21 protein-coding genes are annotated in these 18319 nt (G+C 66.2%); 8 read left to right on the plus strand and 13 right to left on the minus strand.

Annotated elements, in window-relative coordinates:
- Entirely contained in the window at positions 1-966 is a 966-nt protein-coding gene (gene truB, locus AC1RVW_RS21570; RefSeq protein WP_493202389.1) for a tRNA pseudouridine(55) synthase TruB, read from the plus strand.
- A complete protein-coding gene (typA, locus tag AC1RVW_RS21575) occupies positions 963-2801 on the plus strand; it encodes a translational GTPase TypA (protein WP_081270554.1) in 1839 nt (612 codons plus the stop codon). Before truB ends, typA begins: the two co-directional genes overlap by 4 nt.
- Positions 2802-2928: 127 nt before the next feature.
- On the opposite strand, the gene AC1RVW_RS21580 is transcribed toward typA, so the two are convergent.
- From AC1RVW_RS21580 to smpB, 6 genes are all read right to left on the minus strand, one after another.
- Entirely contained in the window at positions 2929-4404 is a 1476-nt protein-coding gene (locus AC1RVW_RS21580) for a hypothetical protein (RefSeq protein WP_493202391.1), read from the minus strand.
- Between the two features lie 103 nt (positions 4405-4507).
- A complete protein-coding gene (locus tag AC1RVW_RS21585; protein ID WP_081270556.1) occupies positions 4508-4894 on the minus strand; it encodes a COG4315 family predicted lipoprotein in 387 nt (128 codons plus the stop codon).
- Positions 4895-4981: 87 nt separating this feature from the next.
- Positions 4982-5812, minus strand: a complete 831-nt coding sequence (locus AC1RVW_RS21590) for an anti-sigma factor family protein (protein ID WP_493202394.1) — start codon at positions 5810-5812, stop codon at positions 4982-4984.
- A 13-nt stretch (positions 5813-5825) separates the two neighbouring features.
- Positions 5826-6341 (minus strand): RNA polymerase sigma factor, encoded by a 516-nt coding sequence (locus AC1RVW_RS21595; protein ID WP_493202396.1) that lies wholly within the window; start codon positions 6339-6341, stop codon positions 5826-5828.
- 13 nt (positions 6342-6354) lie between these two features.
- Positions 6355-6735: a COG4315 family predicted lipoprotein gene (locus AC1RVW_RS21600; protein ID WP_493202398.1), complete on the minus strand. Its 381-nt coding sequence runs from the start codon at positions 6733-6735 to the stop codon at positions 6355-6357.
- A 100-nt stretch (positions 6736-6835) separates the two neighbouring features.
- A complete protein-coding gene (smpB, locus tag AC1RVW_RS21605) occupies positions 6836-7312 on the minus strand; it encodes an SsrA-binding protein SmpB (RefSeq protein WP_081270560.1) in 477 nt (158 codons plus the stop codon).
- A 63-nt stretch (positions 7313-7375) separates the two neighbouring features.
- Between smpB and AC1RVW_RS21610 the strand changes: the two genes are divergently transcribed.
- Positions 7376-7822: a type II toxin-antitoxin system RatA family toxin gene (locus tag AC1RVW_RS21610; protein WP_081270561.1), complete on the plus strand. Its 447-nt coding sequence runs from the start codon at positions 7376-7378 to the stop codon at positions 7820-7822.
- A complete protein-coding gene (locus AC1RVW_RS21615) occupies positions 7822-8157 on the plus strand; it encodes an RnfH family protein (protein ID WP_285410292.1) in 336 nt (111 codons plus the stop codon). The genes AC1RVW_RS21610 and AC1RVW_RS21615 overlap by 1 nt, the downstream gene beginning before the upstream one ends.
- A gap of 19 nt (positions 8158-8176) precedes the next feature.
- Here AC1RVW_RS21615 and AC1RVW_RS21620 read toward each other — a convergent pair whose 3' ends face one another.
- Positions 8177-8710 (minus strand): DUF4124 domain-containing protein, encoded by a 534-nt coding sequence (locus AC1RVW_RS21620; RefSeq protein ID WP_493202401.1) that lies wholly within the window; start codon positions 8708-8710, stop codon positions 8177-8179.
- A gap of 128 nt (positions 8711-8838) precedes the next feature.
- On the opposite strand from AC1RVW_RS21620, the gene guaB reads away from it, so the two are divergent.
- The 4 genes from guaB (at position 8839) to guaA (ending at position 12695) form a co-directional block, all read left to right on the plus strand.
- Positions 8839-10308: an IMP dehydrogenase gene (guaB, locus tag AC1RVW_RS21625; protein ID WP_081270564.1), complete on the plus strand. Its 1470-nt coding sequence runs from the start codon at positions 8839-8841 to the stop codon at positions 10306-10308.
- Between the two features lie 77 nt (positions 10309-10385).
- On the plus strand, positions 10386-10634 hold the full coding sequence (locus AC1RVW_RS21630) for a type II toxin-antitoxin system Phd/YefM family antitoxin (protein ID WP_493202404.1): 249 nt from the start codon (positions 10386-10388) through the stop codon (positions 10632-10634).
- Positions 10631-11065, plus strand: coding sequence for a type II toxin-antitoxin system VapC family toxin (locus AC1RVW_RS21635; protein WP_493202406.1), 435 nt, complete (start codon positions 10631-10633; stop codon positions 11063-11065). Before AC1RVW_RS21630 ends, AC1RVW_RS21635 begins: the two co-directional genes overlap by 4 nt.
- A 10-nt stretch (positions 11066-11075) precedes the next feature.
- On the plus strand, positions 11076-12695 hold the full coding sequence (guaA, locus tag AC1RVW_RS21640; protein WP_493202408.1) for a glutamine-hydrolyzing GMP synthase: 1620 nt from the start codon (positions 11076-11078) through the stop codon (positions 12693-12695).
- Between the two features lie 39 nt (positions 12696-12734).
- Here guaA and AC1RVW_RS21645 read toward each other — a convergent pair whose 3' ends face one another.
- The 6 genes from AC1RVW_RS21645 to AC1RVW_RS21670 form a co-directional block, all read right to left on the minus strand.
- On the minus strand, positions 12735-13037 hold the full coding sequence (locus AC1RVW_RS21645; protein ID WP_493202410.1) for a hypothetical protein: 303 nt from the start codon (positions 13035-13037) through the stop codon (positions 12735-12737).
- 282 nt (positions 13038-13319) lie between these two features.
- Positions 13320-14321 carry an NADP-dependent oxidoreductase gene (locus AC1RVW_RS21650; protein WP_493202412.1) on the minus strand — a complete coding sequence of 334 codons (1002 nt, stop codon included), beginning with the start codon at positions 14319-14321 and terminating at the stop codon, positions 13320-13322.
- 27 nt (positions 14322-14348) lie between these two features.
- Entirely contained in the window at positions 14349-15179 is an 831-nt protein-coding gene (locus AC1RVW_RS21655; protein WP_493202414.1) for an alpha/beta fold hydrolase, read from the minus strand.
- 50 nt (positions 15180-15229) lie between these two features.
- A complete protein-coding gene (acuI, locus tag AC1RVW_RS21660) occupies positions 15230-16216 on the minus strand; it encodes an acrylyl-CoA reductase (NADPH) (RefSeq protein WP_493202416.1) in 987 nt (328 codons plus the stop codon).
- Positions 16217-16251: 35 nt separating this feature from the next.
- A complete protein-coding gene (locus AC1RVW_RS21665; RefSeq protein WP_493202418.1) occupies positions 16252-17040 on the minus strand; it encodes an SDR family NAD(P)-dependent oxidoreductase in 789 nt (262 codons plus the stop codon).
- 60 nt (positions 17041-17100) lie between these two features.
- Entirely contained in the window at positions 17101-18195 is a 1095-nt protein-coding gene (locus tag AC1RVW_RS21670) for an alkene reductase (RefSeq protein WP_493202420.1), read from the minus strand.
- Positions 18196-18319 lie beyond the last annotated feature (124 nt).

The following is an 18319-nucleotide window of genomic DNA, read 5'->3' on the forward strand; positions in this document are numbered from 1 at the left end:
ATGAACGCGCCACGCACACGGGTGCAGCGGCGCCCTGTGCATGGGGTGTTGTTGCTCGACAAGCCGCTGGGACTCTCCAGCAACCAGGCCTTGCAGAAGGCCAAGTGGTTGCTGCGCGCGGAAAAAGCGGGCCACACCGGCACGCTCGATCCGCTCGCGACGGGCGTCCTGCCGCTGTGCTTTGGCGCGGCCACCAAATTCAGCCAGCTCCACCTGGACGCTGACAAGACCTACGAGGCCACGGCCCGCCTGGGCGTGAAAACCGCGACCGGCGACGCCGAGGGCGAAGTCATCGCCGAGCGGCCCGTGCACGTCACGCCGGAAGACCTGGCGCGCGTCCAGGCGCAGTTCACCGGCCCGATCCGGCAGGTGCCGCCGATGCACAGCGCGCTCAAGAAGGACGGCAAGGCGCTGTACGAATACGCCCGCGAGGGCGTCGAAGTGGAGCGGGCGCCGCGCGACGTGGTGATCCACAAGCTCGACATCGGCATGGCCGGCGCGGTGGGCGACAACCTCATCCGCATCCGTGCCACCGTCAGCAAGGGCACCTACATCCGCACCCTCGGCGAGGACATCGGCGAGGCACTGGGTTGCGGCGCGCACCTGACTTCGCTGCGCCGCGTCGCCACCGGCGATTTCGTCGAGGCGCAGTGCGTCACGCTCGAGGCGCTGGAGGCCATGGACGAAGACGAGCGGCTGGCGCGGCTCCTGCCCGCCGAGGCGCTGGTGGACGGCCACAGCCGCGTCACGCTTGGCGCGGAAGATGCTGCACGCTTTCTTTCGGGCCTGCGCCGCCGTGGCAGCTGGGCCGATGCGGGCGAGGTGGCCGTTTTCGGCGCCGAGCCTGCCGCCTTTCTCGGAACCGCCCATGTCACCGGCGGCGAACTGATTCCGGGGCGCTTGCTGAACCCCATCGAAATCCAGCAAATTCTTTTGAACGCACAACAGACCGAAGCGACACCATGAGTACCAAGCAAATTCGCAATATCGCCATCATTGCCCACGTGGACCATGGCAAGACCACCATGGTCGACCAGCTGCTGCGCCAGTCGGGCACCTTCGCCGAGCACGAGAAGGTGGTCGACACGGTGATGGACAACAACGCGATCGAAAAAGAACGCGGCATCACCATCCTGGCCAAGAACTGCGCCGTGACCTGGCAGGGCACGCACATCAACATCGTCGACACCCCGGGCCACGCGGACTTCGGCGGCGAGGTGGAACGCGCGCTGTCGATGGTCGACGGCGTGGTGCTGCTGATCGACGCCCAGGAAGGCCCGATGCCGCAGACGCGCTTCGTGACCAAGAAGGCGCTGGCCCTCGGCCTGAAGCCCATCCTGGTGGTGAACAAGGTCGACAAGCCCGGCGCCAACCCCGACAAGGTGGTCAACGCCGCCTTCGACCTGTTCGACAAGCTCGGCGCGACCGACGAACAGCTCGACTTCCCGGTGGTGTATGCCTCGGGCATCAACGGCTGGTCGTCGCTCGAAGAGGGCGCGCCCGGCGAGCAGTGGGGCCCCGACATGTCGGCCCTGTTCGACACCATCCTGAAGCACGTGCCGTCGCAAAAGGGTGACCCCGCCGCGCCGCTGCAGCTGCAGATTTCGGCTCTCGACTTCTCGACCTTCGTCGGCCGCATCGGCGTGGGCCGCATCAGCCAGGGCACGATCAAGCCTATGACGGACGTCGTGGTCATGGAAGGCCCGGACGGCAAGTCCATCAAGGGCCGCGTCAACCAGGTGCTGACGTTCCAGGGCCTGGACCGCGTGCAGGCCACGGAAGCCGGCCCCGGCGAAATCGTGCTGATCAACGGCATTGCCGACATCGGCATCGGCGTGACCATCACCGACCCGGCCAACCCGGCACCGCTGCCGATGCTGAAGGTCGACGAGCCCACGCTGACGATGAACTTCTGCGTGAACACCAGCCCGCTGGCCGGCCGCGAAGGCAAGTACGTCACCAGCCGCCAGATCTGGGACCGCCTTCAGAAGGAACTGCAGCACAACGTGGCCCTGCGCGTGAACGAGACCGACGAGGAAGGCGTGTTCGAGGTCATGGGCCGCGGCGAACTGCACCTGACCATCCTGCTGGAAAACATGCGCCGCGAAGGCTATGAAATGGCCGTGTCGAAGCCGCGCGTGGTGTTCCGCACCATCGACGGCGAGAAGCACGAGCCGATCGAGCTGGTCACGGCCGACATCGAGGAACAGCACCAGGGCGGCGTGATGCAGGCACTGGGCGAGCGCAAGGGCGAGCTCGTCAACATGGAACCGGACGGCCGTGGCCGCGTGCGCCTGGAATACCGCATTCCGGCGCGTGGCCTGATCGGCTTCACCAACGAATTCCTGAACCTGACGCGCGGCTCGGGCCTCATCAGCAACATCTTCGACAGCTACGAGCCGCACAAGGGCGACATCGGCGGCCGCAAGAACGGCGTGCTGATCTCGATGGACGACGGTGAAATCTTCACCTACGCGCTGGGCAAGCTGGACGACCGCGGCCGCATGTTCGTGCGTGCCAACGACCCGGTGTACGAAGGCATGATCGTCGGCATCCACAGCCGCGACAACGACCTGGTGGTGAACGCCACGCGTACCAAGCAGCTGACCAACTTCCGCGTGAGCGGCAAGGAAGACGCGATCAAGATCACGCCCCCGATCGAACTCACGCTCGAATACGGCGTGGAATTCATCGAGGACGACGAGCTGGTCGAAATCACGCCCAAGAGCGTTCGCCTGCGCAAGCGTTTCCTGAAGGAACACGAGCGCAAGCGCGCCGGCCGCGACACGTCGCAGGGCTGATCGACCGCGTGCGCCTTGCCGCGTGCCCTGGCGCACGGCGAGGCATGCTCCCCTAAGTCACCATCCGGTGCGGCTTCTTCGTGAAGTTGTCACCGCTGGTGATTTTTGCCGTCCGGGGCCTTGCTTCTCAGGGGGATGGCTTCTTGGGCGGGGCCGGGAAGGCCGGCATGGCGACATCGGTGGCGCCGATCTTGCGCATGCGGGCCTCGACCACCTTGCGCATGAACGCCTGCATGAAATCGTCGCCCACGCGCCAGGTGCCGTTGTCCTGCACGAAGGTGAATTCGCCGGTCAGCGGCAGCGACGTGCCGCCGTTGCCGGCAAGGGCGCCCAGCAGGCGATCGTTGTATTCGACGACCAGCGGGCAGGCCTGCCGGCCCGGGTCGCCGTCGAGCGCCCGGCACGGGCCCGTGGGCTCGATGTCGGCGATTTCGCGCGTGCGGTCCGGGTCGAGGTCCGACAGCCCCGAAGCGGCGCGCTCCTGGGCACGCATGCGTGCCAGCGCGCGAGACTGTGAACGGGCCGACAGCGACTCGGCGCCTTCGCGGAAAGCCTTTTCCATCGCCTCGCGGCCGATGGGTTCGGTGTTGAAGAGCGGTTTGCCGCTGGCGTCCAGGTGGCCGAAACGTGCCTCGACGATGTCCGCATCCGCGCCGCGCACCACCATGTCGTCGCTCTTGGGCGATGTCGCGCCAATGGTGAAGGCCATCGTGTCCTTGTCGTCGCCCCGGGTCAGGGTCGCGATGCAACCGCGCACGCGCTGGTCCTTGCGGTAGCCGACTTCGCGGATGCCGCCGAGCAGGGGCGTGCGGATGTCGGCGCGTTTCTCGGCGTCGAAGGTGCGCATGCGCACGTCCAGGGTCACGCGGAACAGCATGTTGTTCAGCGTCTTGCGCGTGGAACTGGCGTCGCAGGCGGGCACGCTGTCGGGTGCGAACAGATACCAGCCCAGGCCGCCGCCGATCACGAGCACCGTGAGGATGAACTTCCAGGCGCCGATGCGGCCTTGGCGCTGCGAGCGCGATTTCCATTCCGCGATGGTCCGGTCTTCGGCTTCGATCAATGCCTGGGCCTCGGCGACGATGCGGGCGCGTTCGGCCGCCATTGCAAAAGCAGGCTCGGCGGCAACCTGCGCGCGGGTGGCGTCGAAGTGCTCCCGCTCGAGCGGGCCGTCCGTCACCAGCCAGGCGAGCGTGGCGCCCGGCGCGGCGGGAACGGCGCCCGCGACCGGCGTTTCCTGCAGTGCGATGTCGCGCGTTTGCGCGTCGATCAGGCCGTCGCGGTAGAGCGCCTGCACTGCCTCGTGCGTGATTCCGCGCTCGGCGCATTCCATGAGGTCGTCCGCGTCGAAGGCGGTGTCGGCCGCGTCTTCTGCGTTCGGGTCCGGTGGCGTTGCGGCCTCGATCCGGTCGAGTGCCGCGTCCTGTTCTTCTTCGGTGACGAGGCCTTTCACGCGCATCCACGCGAGCGCGTGGGCCGGGCTCGGAAGCGGGGGAAGGGTAGAGGTCTCGGGGTGGGCGAGCACAGCCTCGTGCTGCGAGTCGGTGATGAGGCCCTGGCTCAGCAGGGCGAGGAACGCGTCGGGATTGGCGTCAGGAATCATGCGGGGATTCTGCCGTGGGTGCCCGGGGCCTTCGCGTCGGCCGAAGCGCACAAAAAAAACGCCAGCGGGTGCCGGCGTTGTCTTGCGTCAGGTCCCGATGGAATCAGGGACGGGCGACTTTCCATGCGCCGTTGAGGGCGCCGTCGCCGGTCTTGTCGCCGGGCTTGGCGTCCTTCGCCCAGTAGTACAGCGGCCAGCCCTTGTAGGCCCATTGGCGCTTGCCGTCTTCGCGAATGATGATGGTGTAGCCGCCCATGGGCTTTGCGGTTTCGGCCACGCCGAGCGCGGGCCAGTTGGTGGCGCATTGGGCGTTGCAGGCGGAGGTGCCGGCGCCGGCCGTGTCCTTGGCGAAGGTGTACAGCGTCATGCCGTTCGGGCCGACCAGGATGCCGTCGGCGGTGCGGGTGGGCGTGTCGGGCGCGGCCGGGGACATGCTGCCGCAGCCGGCAAGCAGTGCCGCTGCGAGGATCGAGGCGCTGAGCAATTTCATGCAGTTTCTCCTTCAGTTGATGAATCGCGAAAACAAGGCCGGGTGACTGGCCGGGGTGGTTGCGCGAGCCGGCAGTTTATGCGCTGATCAAGACAGATCATGGTAGGCCAGCGTCGCGAGTTTGAGCAAAAGGTCATGCGGCAGCTTGCCGGCAATGGCGTAGCCGAAGCCCTGGTCGACCCAGTAGAAGCTGGGTACGGGGCCTTCGGAGGCGAAGCGGAAGGCTGTCTCGCGGGCAGCGATGGCACCGGCGGCATTCGCGTCGAGGGTGCCGATGTAGAGCGTCACGCGCTCGCCGGCAGCGTCTTCGAACATGAACTGGGCGCGCGCGCCGGTCTCCCCGGGCAGCAGGCGGCCGCCGACCAGGGTGTAGCCCTGGGCCGAGAAGTCGGGCACCTTCAGCGGCCGGTCGAGGCGTTTCGACAGCCATTGCACCAGGTGCTGCTGCTCGGCGGCGGTTACTTCGACCGGGTGTCTTTTCTCTGGCGTGTAGACGGCATGCGCGATCGATGCGTCATGCACGAACTCTTTCAGCGCCGGTGCGCGACCCAGTTGCTGCTGCAGCTGCGCACCGCCGCGCTGCGCGGACCATTGCGCATTGCCCAGCCAGCCGGCGGCAAAGGCCAGCAGCACGCCGGCCGCCATGCCGCCCAGGCGCATCCATGCGCCGCGTTGGGCGTGGCGGGGCTGGTTGCGGTTCAGCGCGCCCATCAGCGCCTCCGGGACGGGTGCATCGAGCAGCTCGCCGTGCAGCCGGCGCAGGGCGTCGCGCTGCGTGTGCCAGGACGCGATCCTGACGGCCACGGCGGGGTCGCGGGCGATGGCGTCTTCGACCGCGCCATGGCGGTCCGGGGCCAGCTGGCCGTCGACCCAGGCGTGCAGCTCGTCGTCGGTGGGGGGCGGTACGGGGCGGTTCATGATGCGGCGGGTTTCATTTGAGGCGGCGCAGGCCGGGGCGGACCGGCGCCGAGGTGCCGTCCATCAACTCCTGGAGCCGCACGCGGGCGCGCGACAGGCGGGACATCACGGTGCCGGCGGGGATGCCCAGCACCTTGGACACTTCTGCATACGACAGGTCTTCCAGCGTCACGAGCAGCAGCACCGCACGCTGTTCGTCGGGCAGCTGCATCAGGCAGCGCTGCAGGTCGAGGCTGGTGTCCTGGCCGCGTCCGGGGTCGACGCCGCCGTGCAGTTCGTGCGGCAGGTCGTCGAGGGGCACCACGGCGTGCGGCGGCGGCGCGCGCCGCACCTGGCTTGCGAAGATGTTGTGCATGACGGTGAAGAGCCACGCGCGCAGGTCGCTGCCCACCACCCACAGCCGCCACTTGCCGCAGGCACGCTCCAGCGTGTCCTGCACCAGGTCGTCGGCCGCCCACGCATTGCCGGTCAGCGCCCGGGCGTAGCGGCGCAGGCTCGGGATGTGCTCGACCAGCAGGCGGGCGTCCATGGGAATCAGTGCGTCAGGGCTTGGCGGTCTTCCAGCTGCCGTTGACGCCGTCGCCGGTCTTGTCGCCCGGCTTGGTGTCCTTGGCCCAGTAGTACAGCGGCCAGCCCTTGGCGGCCCATTGCTTCTTGCCGTCGTCGCGCGTCACGATGGTGAAGTCGCCCGCGGGTTTGTCGCTGTCGGCGGCCATGAACGGCGGCCAGTTGGTGGCGCAGGCGCCGTTGCACACCGACTTGCCATTGCCGGCCGTGTCCTTGTCGAAGGTGTACAGCGTCATGCCGTTGGGGCCGACCAGCGCGCCGTCGGCGGGCTTGGGCTGGGCGAGGGCCGGCAGGGCGAGCACGCCGCTCAGCAGGATGGCGGCAAGGCCGGCGGAAGAGGCACGAAAAGGCGACATGAAAGAGCTCCTGGGGTGGTTGGCTTGCCATCGGCGATCCGATGACAACCGCACAAACGCCCGCAGCCCGTCTTTTATTCCATTGCGTGCAAAAAAAGTTTCAGCGGTTGCGGCTCTTCATGGCGCGCTCCACTTCGCGCTTGCCTTCGCGGTCCTTGATGGTGTCGCGCTTGTCGTGCTCGGCCTTGCCCTTGGCCAGCGCTATTTCGCATTTCACCTTGCCGGCCTTCCAGTGCAGGTTGAGCGGCACCAGCGTGTAGCCCTTTTGCTCGACCTTGCCGATCAGGCGGCGGATCTCGTCCTTCTTCAGCAGCAGCTTCTTGGTGCGGACCGAATCGGGGTTGACGTGGGTCGACGCGCTCTTGAGCGGGTTGATCTGGCAGCCGACGACGAACAGCTCGCCGTTGCGGATCACGACGTAGCCGTCGGTGAGCTGCACCTTGCCTTCGCGCAGCGATTTGACTTCCCAGCCTTCGAGGACCATGCCGGCCTCGAAGCGCTCTTCGAAGAAATAGTTGTACGCGGCCTTCTTGTTGTCGGCGATTCGGGAAGAGGTATCTTGTTTCTTTGTGGCCATGACTCGGGAATGTTGGGGCTGCATGGCTTCAATACAATCCATCGCGCACGCTGTGCCGATTCTATGAAAACAGTCAACAAGTCCGTCCTCATCTGGTACAGCGCCGAAGAGATGTATGCGCTCGTCACCGATGTGGCCAAGTATCCGCAATTTCTTCCCTGGTGCGACAAATCGCGAGTCATCGAGCAGGACGAGGCCGGCATGACCGCCGAAGTCGGCCTTGCCTTTGCCGGACTGCACCAGAGTTTCACCACCCGCAACACGCATGTGCCGGGGCGCGAAGTCCAGCTCAAGCTGGTCGACGGGCCTTTCTCCAACCTCGACGGCAAGTGGAAATTCGTGCCCGTGGGCGAAGAGGGCGAGCGCGCCTGCCGTGTCGAGCTGCACCTGAGCTACGGCTTCAGCAACTTCGCCCTGCAGGCGCTGGTGGGGCCGGTGTTCGACACCATCGCATCGAGCCTGGTGGAGGCCTTCGTCAAGCGCGCCGAGCAGGTCTACGGCAGCCCCTGATGATCGAGGTCACGCTGAGCTGTTCACCCGCTGCGCGCGAGGTGTTCGAGCAGGTGCTGCAGCTCGCGCCTGGTGCCACGCTGGCCGAAGCGGTGAAGGCGAGCGGCCTTTCCGCGCGCTTTCCCGAACTGGACTGGCGCCACGCAATGACGCCGGGCATCTGGGGCAGGGTGGTCGAGTGGGAGCAGCCGCTGAAGGAAGGCGACCGCATCGAGCTGTGCAGGCCCCTGGCGGTCGACCCCAAGGTGGCGCGGCGGGAGCGCTTCCAGCGACAGGGCGCGAAGGGCACCGGCCTTTTTGCGAACCGCCGCAAGGGCGGCAAGGCCGGCTACTGAAGCCGGCGGTGCCGGCGCCTTACTTGCAGTCGGCGTCGATCACCGATTGCACGCGCTTCTGCTCGGCAGCGCGTGCTGTGTCATCCATGATTTCGCGCTCGCCCTGCGCGTTGACCCGCGCAATGCGCATGCCGCTGTCGACCGTGGCCTTGGCCTGACGGGCGCGGGTGCAGTTCTCGGCCTTGGCCTGGGCCACCTTGGCGGCGTCCGCGGCCTGCTTGGTCTTTGCGTCGGCCTCGGCCTTCCTGGTCTTTTCCTCGAGCTCCTTGTCGACGCCGGTCGGCTTGGGGGCGGCCGCGGCCTTTGCGGGAGCGGCTGCAGCGGCGTCGGCCGCGCCTTCGGCCGGCGCGGCGTCTACGTTCGGGTTCGCCGTGGAGCGCGCCCCCGGCGCCGGGCCGACGCGGCGCAGGATGTTCTTCTCTGGCACGTCCGGCGGCGGGGCCTGGTCGCTGAAGACCTTCTTGCCGTTCTTGTCGATCCATAGCCACTGCGCGCTCGCAGACAGCGGCATCGCAACGACACATCCCAATAGCAGCCAGTGCACGAATTTCATCCCCGAAGTTTAGCCTTGCCTTACTTTTTGCAACATCCTCATTGGGTGGTTTTGCAACGTTCGTTAATGGCCTGCGCCAGCAAACCCCTCGGGGCCCTCGTTACAATCCGTCTTTTGGAGCTTCACCCATGCGCCTTCTCGGCAAAGCGCTCACCTTCGACGACGTGTTGTTGGTGCCAGCGTTCTCCCAGGTCCTGCCCAAGGACACCTCCCTCGCCACCAAACTCTCCCGCAACATCACGCTGAACCTGCCGCTCGTCTCGGCGGCCATGGACACCGTGACGGAAGCCCGCCTTGCGATCGCCATCGCGCAGGAGGGCGGCATGGGGATCGTGCACAAGAACCTCACGGCGCAGCAGCAGGCCGCGGAAGTGGCCCGCGTGAAGCGATACGAATCGGGCGTGCTGCGCGACCCGGTCGTGATCACCCCCACGCACTCGGTGCGCCAGGTGATGGCGCTGTCCGAGCAGCTCGGCATCTCGGGCTTCCCGGTGGTCGACGCCGGCAAGGTGGTCGGCATCGTCACGGGACGCGACCTGCGCTTCGAGAACCGCTACGACGTGCCCGTCAGCGAAATCATGACGCGGCGCGAGAAGCTCATCACCGTGCCTGACGGCACCACGCTGGCCGAAGCCAAGGCGCTGCTCAACAAGTACAAGCTCGAGCGCCTGCTCGTCATCAACGGCGACTGGGAGCTCAAGGGCCTGATCACCGTCAAGGACATCACCAAGCAGACCAGCTTCCCCAACGCCGCGCGCGATGCCAACGGCCGCCTGCGCGTGGGCGCTGCGGTCGGCGTGGGCGACGGCACCGAGGAGCGCGTCGAGGCGCTGGTGAAGGCCGGCGTCGACGCCATCGTGGTCGACACCGCCCACGGCCACAGCGCCGGCGTGATCGAGCGCGTGCGCTGGGTCAAGAAGAACTACCCGCAGGTCGATGTCATCGGCGGCAACATCGCCACCGGCGACGCCGCGCGCGCGCTGGCCGACGTCGGCGCCGACGCGGTCAAGGTCGGCATCGGCCCCGGCTCCATCTGCACCACCCGCATCGTGGCCGGCGTGGGCGTGCCGCAGATCATGGCGGTCGACAGCGTGGCCACCGCGCTGCAGGGCACGGGCATTCCGCTGATCTCCGACGGCGGCGTGCGCTACTCGGGCGACATCGCCAAGGCTATCGCGGCCGGCGCCAGCACCGTGATGATGGGCAGCATGTTCGCCGGCACCGAAGAGGCGCCGGGCGAAATCGTGCTGTACCAGGGCCGCAGCTACAAGAGCTACCGCGGCATGGGCTCCATCGGCGCGATGCAGCAGGGCAGTGCCGACCGGTACTTCCAGGAATCGACCACCGGCAACCCCAACACCGACAAGCTGGTGCCCGAGGGCATCGAAGGTCGCGTGCCCTACAAGGGCTCGATCGTCTCCATCGTCTACCAGATGGCCGGCGGCGTGCGTGCCAGCATGGGCTACTGCGGCTGCGCGACCATCGAGGACATGCAGAACAAGGCCGAGTTCGTCGAGATCACCACGGCCGGCATCCGCGAGAGCCACGTCCACGACGTGCAGATCACCAAGGAAGCGCCGAACTACCGCGCTGAGTAAGCCCAATCTGGCCAGATCTTGAGAGTCAGGCCAGATCGGGTTTAGAATTTGGGCCAGATTCAAATTTTCTGGCCCAAATGCAATCCATCGGTATCGCCGAAGCCAAGAACAACTTCTCGGCCCTGATCGACTCGGTCGAAAAGGGCGAGGAGGTTCGCATCACCCGCCACGGCAAGGAAGTCGTGCGCATGCTGCCGGTGCGCCGCAAGCCGGTCATCACCGACGAGCAGATCCAGCGCGAGCTCGGCCAGATCGACGCGCTGCACGCCACCATCCAGCCCGGCCTCTCGCCGAGCGCCTTGCGCGCCGAAGGGCGCCAGCCATGACAGCCTTCGTCATGGACGCCTCGGTCACCGCAGCCTGGCTGCTGCCCGACCACGCCACCGAACACACCCGCAAGCTCTACGGCGCCATTCGCCGCGACGAGGTCGAGCCGCAGGCGCCCAACGTGTGGCAATGGGAGTGCGCCAACATCCTGGCCAATGGCGTGCGAAGCGGCCGCATTCCGTCGTCGGCGGTCGAAGGGCTGTGGAGCGTGCTCGACGCCATCCGTCACCGCGTCGAGCTGCACGAGCTGGCGCCGGCGCAGCACAAGGCCGTGCTCGCCGTGGCCATCGACGCGGGCGTGTCCCAGTACGACGCGGGCTATCTCTGGCTTGCAAAATCGCTCAATCTTCCGCTCGCGACCTTCGACGAGCGCCTCATCCAGGCCGCGCCGCAAGCGGGCATCCGGCTGTTCGACATTTCAACGCTCTGAGTCCTTCGCCATGCAACACGACAAGATCCTCATCCTCGATTTCGGCTCGCAAGTCACCCAGCTGATCGCACGCCGCGTGCGCGAAGCCCACGTGCTGAGCGAAGTGCATCCCTGCGACGTCACCGACGAATGGGTGCGCGAATACGCCGCCGACGGCCACCTCAAGGGCGTGATCCTCTCTGGCAGCCACGCCAGCGTGTACGAGGAAACCACCGACAAGGCCCCGCAAGCCGTGTTCGACCTCGGCGTGCCTGTGCTCGGCATCTGCTACGGCATGCAGACCATGGCGCACCAGCTCGGCGGCAAGGTCGAGGGCGGCCACAAGCGCGAATTCGGCTTCGCGGCCGTGCGCGCCCACGGCCACACCGCGTTGCTGGAGGACATCGCCGACTTCACCACGCCCGAAGGCCACGGCATGCTCAACGTGTGGATGAGCCACGGCGACAAGGTCACCGAACTGCCGCCGGGCTTCAAGCTCATGGCCAGCACCGAAAGCTGCCCCATCGCCGGCATGGCCGACGAGGCGCGCCGCTACTACGCGCTGCAGTTCCACCCCGAAGTGACGCACACCGTGCAGGGCAAGGCGATCATCGAGCGCTTCGTGCTCGGCATCTGCGACGCCAAGCCAGACTGGGTCATGCGCGACCACATCGCGGAAGCCGTGCAGAAAATCCGCGAGCAGGTGGGCGACGAAGAAGTCATCCTCGGCCTGTCGGGTGGTGTCGATTCGAGCGTGGCTGCCGCGCTCATCCACCGCGCCATCGGCGACCAGCTGACCTGCGTGTTCGTCGACCACGGCCTGCTGCGCCTGAACGAAGGCGACATGGTCATGGAAATGTTCGAAGGCAAGCTGCACGCGAAAGTGATCCGCGTGGACGCCAGCGAGCTGTTCCTCGGCAAGCTCGCCGGCGTGAGCGACCCCGAAGCCAAGCGCAAGATCATCGGCGGCGAATTCGTCACCGTGTTCAAGCAGGAGGCTGCGAAGCTGAAGGCTGGCGACGGGGGCCACAAGGGCGCGACCTTCCTGGCGCAAGGCACCATCTACCCCGACGTCATCGAGTCGGGCGGCGCCAAGAGCAAGAAGGCCGTCACCATCAAGAGCCACCACAACGTGGGCGGCCTGCCCGAGCAGCTCGGCCTGAAGCTGCTGGAGCCGCTGCGCGACCTGTTCAAGGACGAAGTGCGCGAGCTGGGTGTGGCGCTCGGCCTGCCGCCCGAGATGGTGTATCGCCATCCGTTCCCGGGCCCCGGCCTGGGCGTGCGCATCCTCGGCGAAGTGAAGAAGGAATACGCCGACCTGCTGCGCCGCGCCGACGCGATCTTCATCGAGGAACTGCGCAACTTCACCGACGCCGAAACCGGCAAGACCTGGTACGACCTCACGAGCCAGGCCTTCACCGTGTTCCTGCCGGTGAAGAGCGTGGGCGTGATGGGCGACGGCCGCACCTACGACTACGTGGTCGCGCTGCGCGCGGTGCAGACCAGCGACTTCATGACGGCGGACTGGGCGGAGCTGCCGTATGCGCTGCTGAAGAAGGTGTCGGGGCGCATCATCAATGAAGTGCGCGGGATCAACCGGGTGACTTACGACGTTTCGAGCAAGCCGCCGGCGACGATCGAGTGGGAGTGAGGGCGCCGCTGCAGTTGTCTGCAATGGTTGCCCGCGGTCTCAAGTCCCTTGTCGCGCCGGCAGTGCCAACCGCGGCTTGCCGAGCACTTGAGTCGCCACACGCGACGCGAACCGCCGCGTCAAGAAACGCACGCCGAAGCACGACAGCTTGTTGAACAGCCCGGGCACCACCGTGCGCTTGCCGCGCAGCATCGCGCGGATCGCGGCGTGCGCCACGAACTCCGCGCTTTTCGTCGACGCGTTCGCGATCCACGAGTAGTCGCCCCCGCCGGACGCAGCGTGGAACGCGGTATCGGTGCCGCCAGGGCAGATGTAGGTCACCGGCGCGACCAGCGAGGTCATGTTGAGTTGGATGAGTTCCGCGTCGCGCGCCCAGTCGACCTCGTCGAACCGGCGGAAATAGCCGAACCCGGCGTTGTCGATCAGGATGTCGATCGGGCCGCCGGCGAGCCCGGCGTCCCAAAGCGCGCCCGCGGCATCGGGCTTGCCGAGCCGAGCGCCGCGAGCTCACGCGCGATGGCCGCGCCAATGCCGCTGGATGCGCCGGTTACCAGCGCGCTTGCCGATGTTGATGGTTGTGTGGGTACTCCTGTCGTTCTCCGTGTCGTGCCGCATGCGCGTCAGCTACAGCATTTGCACCACGACCTTGCCCTTGGCGCGCCCACTGTCGACGTAGGCCAAAGCTTTGTGGGTGTCCTGAAATGGGAATACCTTGTCGACGACCGGGCGGATGGCGCCTGACTCGATGAGGGCCGTGATCTCGCGCAACTGCGCCCCATCGGCCCGCATGAAGACGAAGGTGTATTGGCCCCCGATCTTCTTTGCCTTGTTCCTGATGCTGAAACTCAACAGGCGCAGCGCCAGTCGGAGCGGCCAGGCCAGTCCTCGCGCGGCGGCGAACGCCGGGGTCGGCGGCCCGGAGATGGAGATGAGATGCCCGCCCGGCTTGAGCGCCTGGAGGGATTTGTTCAGCTCGCTGTTTCCGAGGCTGTTCAGCACCACGTCGTAGTCGCGAAGCACCGCGGCGAAGTCCTGCTGTTTGTAGTCGATGACGACGTCCGCTCCCAAGTCCTTCACCCAGGCGATGTTGGCCGTACTGGTGGTCGTGGCCACGAACGCCCCGAGATGCTTGGCCAGCTGGATGGCGATGGTGCCGACGCCGCCGGAGCCGGCATGGATCAGAACCTTCTGCCCCCTTTTCAGCTTGGCGGTTTCGACCAGCACCTGCCAGGCCGTCAGGGCCGCCAGAGGAACGGATGCGGCCTCGACCATGCTGAGATTCGCGGGCTTCAGTGCCAGCGATGACGCCTTGACGGCAATGAACTCGGCGAACGTGCCGATGCGATCGTCGTCGGGGCGTGCATAGATCTCATCGCCGGGCTTGAAGTTGCGAACGCGAGCGCCGACCCGCACGACCGTTCCGGCCATGTCGTTGCCCAGGATCAGGGGGAGGCGGTAGGGAAGAATCAACTTGAATTCACCGCTCTTGGTCTTCGAGTCCAGGGGATTGATGCTCGCCGCGTGGATCTGGATCAGGACGTCATCGTCCCGGACCTCTGGGTCGGGCATGTCGGCAATGCGGCCGACTTCTTTCTTTCCGTACCGGTCGATGATGAAAGCTTTCATGGGGGCTTTTTCAGGGTTTTTTATTGTTCAGTCATTGAGGAAGGCCAGCGCCCTGGGCACGAACTCGCCGTGGTACTGGAAGATCCCGCCATGCCCGGCGTCCTTGTAGATGACCAGTTGCGAGCCGGGAATGCGACGCGCGATGTCATGGCTGTTCACGGTGGGCACCATGATGTCGTTGTCGCCATTGGCGATCAGCACAGGGATGCGGATGCCGCCCAGATCCTGCGGCGCCTGCCGGCCCCAGGCCCTGATGGCCTTCAGCTGCCGCAGGAAAGCTCGTGGCGTCGGCTCCTTGTCCCGATCCGCCTTGCGCTCCTTCAGTCGCGCCAGGAAGGCTTTCGCGGCTCGACGGCCATTGGCCGTGGAGGTGAAGAACAGATAGGTCTTTGGATCGCGCAGCGTCAACAGGCCTTTGACGATCAGCGGCCAAGAAACCGCTCCGACCCGTTCGATGCCTTTGCCGCCCGCCGGCCCCGTGCCGGTCAGGATGAGCCGGCGCACCAGGCCAGGAGCTTTCAGCATCATGTCCTGTGCCACGAATCCTCCGAGGGAGAAGCCGAGCAGGTCGACCTTCTCGAAACCCAGTGCGTGGATCAGCGAGATCGCGTCCCGGGCCATCGCATCGATGGTCACGGGTGCTGTTCCGCCTGAAGCGCCGATCCCCCGGTAGTCGATGGCGATGATGCGATGTCTGCGGGCAAGTCCATCGACGATACGCGGGTCGAAATTGTCGAGGACCGCGCCCCAGTGATTGAGCAGAACCAGCGGCACGCCGCTGCGCGGCCCCAGGTCACGGTACGCGAATGCAGTCCCGTCGACGTCGATCGATTGGTTGGGGGTGTCGATGTAGGGCATGTGCGATCCTGGGTGCTTGTCGGTAGGGGGCATCGTCATCGCGTTGGCGGTCAGGCGTTCACATCGACGATGGTGCGCCCCTGAACCTTCCCTGCGAGGACTTGGCTGGCGACCTCAGGCACCTCCGCCAGGCCAATCACCTTGGTGGTCCGTGCAAGCTTGTCCACGTCCAGGTCGCTGGCCAGACGCGACCACGCCTGCAGCCGCATAGGCTGCGGCGCATTGACCGAGTCGATACCGGCGAGGGTGACGTTGCGCAGGATGAACGGCAGCACGGATGCGGGCAGGTCCGCGCCCTGTGCGAGGCCGAAGGCCGCGACCACACCGCGATACCGGGTCTGGGCCAGGACGTTCGCCAACGTATGACTGCCGACCGAATCGATGGCCCCGGCCCACCGCTCCCTGGCGATCGGTGCGCCCGCTTCGGAAAGGGTGTGGCGGTCGATGACGTCCGCCGCGCCCAGCGTACGCAGGTAGGCGGCTTCCTCGAGGCGACCGGTCGAGGCGATCACGCGGTAGCCCAGGCCCGACAGCAGTGCGATGGCCACGGAGCCGGCGCCGCCATTGGCGCCGGTCACCAGGATGTCGCCAAGCTCGGGTGTCAGGCCGCCATGCTCCAGTGCGAGTACGGACAACATGGCGGTGAACCCGGCGGTGCCAATGGCCATGGCATCACGGGTCGAAAAGACTTCCGGGACCTTGACCAGCCAATCACCGCTCACCCGCGCCTTTTGCGCGAAGCCACCATGGTGCGTCTGGCTCAGTCCCCAGCCCGTCGCCAGCACGCGGTCGCCGGCGACGAGGCCGGGATAGGCCGACGACTCGACGACACCGGCAAAGTCGATGCCAGGAATCAGCGGAAACTGGCGAATGACCGGTGACCGGCCACTGAGCGCCATCGCGTCCTTGTAGTTCACCGTCGAGTACTCGACCGCAACGGTGACGTCGCCCGGCATCAGCTCCTCGTCCTTGAAGTCGACCAGGCCGGTTGAAATGGTGTCGCCGGTCTTGCTGGCGAGCAGTGCCTTGAATGTCATGTGCCGTCCGTTGCGCTCTGGAGTCTTTTGCCGCTTCAGGCGACGGTTCGATAGCGCTCAGCCACGTGTGCCTGCCGGATGTCCCCGATCAGGGCCTGGCGTGCCGTGTTCAGCACCTCCCAGCGCGCGGCATCGTGCAGCGGCGGGATGGTCACGAGTTCGCGGCGGTCGAACCCCACCAGCGCGGCATCTACCAGTTCTTCCACTCCCATCAGATCGGGCATCGAACTGCTGTCGATGCCCGCGCGTTCCCAGATCTCAGTACGGGTTCCGGCAGGCAACACCGCCTGCACGTAGACACCCCTGGGCGTGAGCTCCAGGCTCAGCCCCTGGGACAGGAACAGCACGAAGGCCTTGGTCGCACCGTAGACCGACATGCCGAACTCGGGCGCCAGGCCGACCACCGAGCCGATGTTGACGATCGCGCCTTTGCCAGCCTGCGCCAGGCGCGGGGCGATGGCGCTCGCCAGCCTGACGAGTGCGGTGGTGTTGAGGCTGACCAGGCGGGCCACATCGTCTGTCGACTGGTCGATGAACTGACCGGACAGCGCGGCCCCGGCGTTGTTGATCAGGGTGTCGATCCTGGCGTCCTCGCGCAGGCGCGCCTCGACTGCGGCCAGATCGCCAGGTTGGGTCAGGTCGGCCGCAAGGATCTCGACGGCAGTGCCGGTTTCGTCGCGCAGGCGTGCAGCGAGCGTTTCCAGCCGCGCCTGGTCGCGCGCCAGCAGCACAAGGTCGCGGCCGCGGCGTGCGAAGCGGTCGGCATAAATGGCGCCAATGCCGGTCGAGGCGCCCGTGATGAGAACAGTGGTACGAGTGGTCATGTGTTTTTCCTCTTGATAGAAAGGTGAGCCCATGCCGCGGTGTGCGGCATGGGGCGATCGCTACTGGGCGCTGGAACCGGCGAGCGCCGGGTAGTCGATGTAGCCCGCCGCGCCACCCCCATAGAGCGTGGCCGGGTTCAGGGCGGCGAGGGGGGCGCCGGCTTTCAGTCTTTCGACCAGGTCGGGGTTGCTGATGAAGGGGCGTCCAAAGGCGAACAGGTCGGCCTCGCCACCGATCAGGCGGGCGTTGGCCAGTTCGAGGTCATACCCGTTGTTGGCCAGGTAAGTGTTTTTGAAGCGGCTGCGCAAAGCATCGAAGTCGAACGGTGCGACATCGCGCGGACCGCCGGTGGCGCCTTCCACCACGTGCAGATAAACGATGCCCAATGCGCTGAGCTGTTCGGAGATGTATTCGTACTGCGGTTGCGGATCGCTGCAGGAAATGCCGTTGGCCGGCGAGACGGGAGACAGACGCACGGCAGTGCGGTCCGCACCGATTTCCTTGGCCACTGCGGCGGTGACTTCCAGCAAGAGGCGGGCACGGTTCTCGATGGAGCCGCCGTACGCGTCCGTGCGTGCGTTGGCGCCGTCCTTGATGAACTGTTCGAGCAGATAGCCGTTGGCACCGTGGATCTCGACGCCATCGAAGCCCGCGGCGATCGCGTTGGCCGCAGCCTTGCGGAAATCTTCGACGATGCCCGGAAGCTCATCCAAGGTCAGAGCACGTGGCTCGGAGACGTCGTGAAAACCATTGTTGACAAAGGTCTTGGTCGCGGCGCGTATGGCCGAAGGTGCAACCGGTAGAGCGCCACCGGGCTGCAGATCGACGTGCGAGATGCGTCCGACGTGCCACAACTGGACGAAGATCCGCCCGCCCTTGGCATGAACGGCATCGGTCACCTTGCGCCAGCCGTCGATCTGCGGCTGCGTGTAGAGGCCCGGGGTGTCCTGGTAGCCCTGAGCCTGTGCCGAGATCTGCGTGGCTTCCGTAATCAACAGGCCGGCCGAGGCGCGCTGGCTGTAGTAGGTGGCGGCATGCTCGCTGGGTACCAGGCCCGCACCGGCACGATTGCGCGTCAGCGGCGCCATCACGATGCGGTTGGAAAGTTTGAGTGAGCCAAGGGTGTAGAACTCGAAAAGCGTGTTGTCAGTCATGTTGGGTTGCTGTGTCGTCGTTGATCAGGTGGGTGCCGCTCATATCCGGAAGCCTTCCAAGGCAAGTTGGCTCAATGATGTCGATCATCATCTTTGTTGTCAAGGATTTTGATGATAGGTAACA

The organism is Variovorax sp. MPBD4-3 (genome assembly GCF_058809745.1).